This is a genomic window from Anaeromicropila populeti, assembly GCF_900112775.1.
Taxonomy (GTDB): Bacteria; Bacillota; Clostridia; order Lachnospirales; family Lachnospiraceae; genus Anaeromicropila_A; species Anaeromicropila_A populeti.
This window is the reverse complement of the sequence record NZ_FOYZ01000036.1, coordinates 1-2,559: the sequence shown is the minus strand read 5'-3', so window position 1 is coordinate 2,559 and position 2,559 is coordinate 1. Positions and strand designations below refer to the sequence as shown.

Sequence of the window (2,559 nt, the reverse complement as noted above, 5' to 3'; positions counted from 1 at the left end):
CAGCTTTACCAGTATACAGGCAGTGCTAACCAGAAATGGACATTGGAAAAGGTAACATTAGCTACGCCAACGCCAGTAGTAACGCCAACGCCAGTGGTAACACCAACACCAGTAGTAACAGCGACACCAGTGGTAACGGCTACACCAGTGGTAACAGCTACACCAGTGGTAACGCCAACACCAACAGCTGCTACAGGAAACGTTTCTCTTAAAGTGACAAACAGTGATTCCACATCAACAAATACAGTATCTGTTGCCATTGAATTAAGTGGACAAGGAACGGCTGCTTATGATTTATCAAAATTAAAAATCCGTTATTACTATACGTCTGACAGCAGTGTAGAACAAACTACCTGGTTAGATAGTGTTGCTATACAATATCAGGCAGACCCATGGTATGTAAATATTGCTGCAAATGCCAGTGCTAAGATCGTGAAGATGAGTCAGACCACTGCAACAGCAGACTGTTATTTGGAATACAGCTTTACATCATCAGCCGTACTAAATACATCTGCAACATTAAAATTAGGTTCAAGAATTGCTCATACAGACTGGTCAAATTATGTACAGAGCAATGATTATTCCTACCAGAATGCAAATAAAGTAGTAGTATATTATGATGGGGCAGTAATTAGTGGTGTTAATCCATAAGAAAATATAGGAGTAAGTTATAAATGGGTAAAAGTTATTAATGAATAGAAGGAGAACGAAAATGCTCAATAAAAAGTTTAAAAAGGCAATTGTCATTCTGATGGCTGCGGTATTAGTCGGAACCGCAGTTCCTGACAACGCAATTCAAAAAAATAATGAAGTAACAGCGGCTAGTGTGGCAATTTCTCAAATTCCTGGAACAGTACGTACCTTTAGCAGTTATAACGATAATTTTATGTCCGTTACAGGATTTGCGGCTGGTGGAATACAAGACAGAAGCAAATATGTTAATACCTCTTATCATGTAAAGGTGTCCACAGAAAGAGCATTCCTCAATGCTATATTAGCTGCACAAAGTGGTACTGTAAAACTGATTGAGGTTCAAAACAATTTGAACTTAGGGTATCTGGAACTTGGTCTTTCTAGCAGCGAAGTCACAAAATACTCATTTGTTTCAAAGTATGGAAATCCAACGTATGGATTTACAAATCCTGTTATGCAGACCAGCGGTGTTTCCAAATTAAATATTAGTAATACAAATGGTCTTACCATATTTTCCACTAATGGAAGTACGATTAATCATGTAGAATTTAAATTACAAAGTTCTAGCAGTGATATTGTATTTCGTAATCTTTCGTTTGATGGTATGTATCAATTTGATGACACTGGTTTACATAAAGAGGTTGGCTGGACTTTCATTAAGATAAATGGAGCCAATGATGTGTGGATTGATCATTGTAGCTTTGCCATTGCAGCAGATGGTATGCTGGATATTGAAAATGGTTCTTCTGGTGTTACATTATCCTGGTGTAAGTTTGGACTAGAAGCATCAGAAAATCCAGGTACAAGCAGTGCTATTTATCAGTCTGTTACTTACATGGAACAAAAATATAATAGTGGCAGTTTAAGTTCAACAAGCCGTTATTATAAATTGCGTAAGGCTGGTGCTACGAAGTCTCAGATTATGGCATATGAAGCGTTTCATTCTAAATGTCATTTAGTTGGATCGGGTGATAAGGATTATGTAAATTACGTTGACAGCAATGGAAAGGTAACATTAGATGGCAATCAAAGACTTGAGCTGACAATGGCATATTGTTATTATATAAATCTAGGACAGCGTATGCCAATGATACGTCAGGGAAAAGGACACTTAGTAAATTGTTATTTTGATAATTCCTCTCATTTAACTCTTCATTATGGGAATAGTGCATTTACACAGTATGGAGCTTACAACATAAGCCGTGGAATTGATGCAAGAAATGGAGCCAGCATTGGAGCAGATACCTGTGTATATAATTATGTGGATTCTCCGATTATTGGTTCTGAAATGCAGGGCGATGACACAGGAAGCATGTCCGCTCCATGGGATACGCTTTTTGCGAATGCATACAATCATTCTCTTATTGTAAATTCCCAGGTTACAACAAGAAGTGGTTCCACGTATACAGGAAGCAGTTGGGATAATAACGGAAGCAATTTATTTACAAGCGGATTTACCTGGCATGATAAATCTACAATTGGTAAGTGGGCATGGTCATCATCCATTGTAGGTTCACAAAACATGAGCAAATCAAATCCACCTAGTACTGCATTTTCATTTACTTATGGCTACAGTGAAAGTCTTCCTTATTCTTATTATGCATTACCTTTAAATGAGGTTAAGTCTGTCATAAAATCAAAGGCGGGTGCTAGTAAAATCAGCTTAACAGCGGCAAAATGGGCGGCAATATCTTACGGAACAACGACAACTGTAACGCCTACTCCAGTGGTAACCCCAGCTCCATCTGCTGCAACGGTAGAAGAGGGGCTGTACATGATTAAAAATGTAAACAGCGGACTCTATATGGATGTCGCTGGCGGAACAGCAGCCAATAGTACAAATGTACAGCAGTGGGGAGCTTCCAG

The 2,559-nt window shown here is 38.5% G+C and carries 2 protein-coding genes; both read left to right on the top strand.

What is annotated here, in order from left to right:
• On the top strand, positions 1-651 hold a 651-nt coding region (locus BM305_RS18635; RefSeq protein WP_272481976.1), incomplete at its 5' end, for a cellulose binding domain-containing protein.
• A 61-nt stretch (positions 652-712) separates the two neighbouring features.
• The coding region (locus BM305_RS18630; protein ID WP_143099231.1) for a pectate lyase family protein at positions 713-2,559 on the top strand (1,847 nt) is incomplete at its 3' end.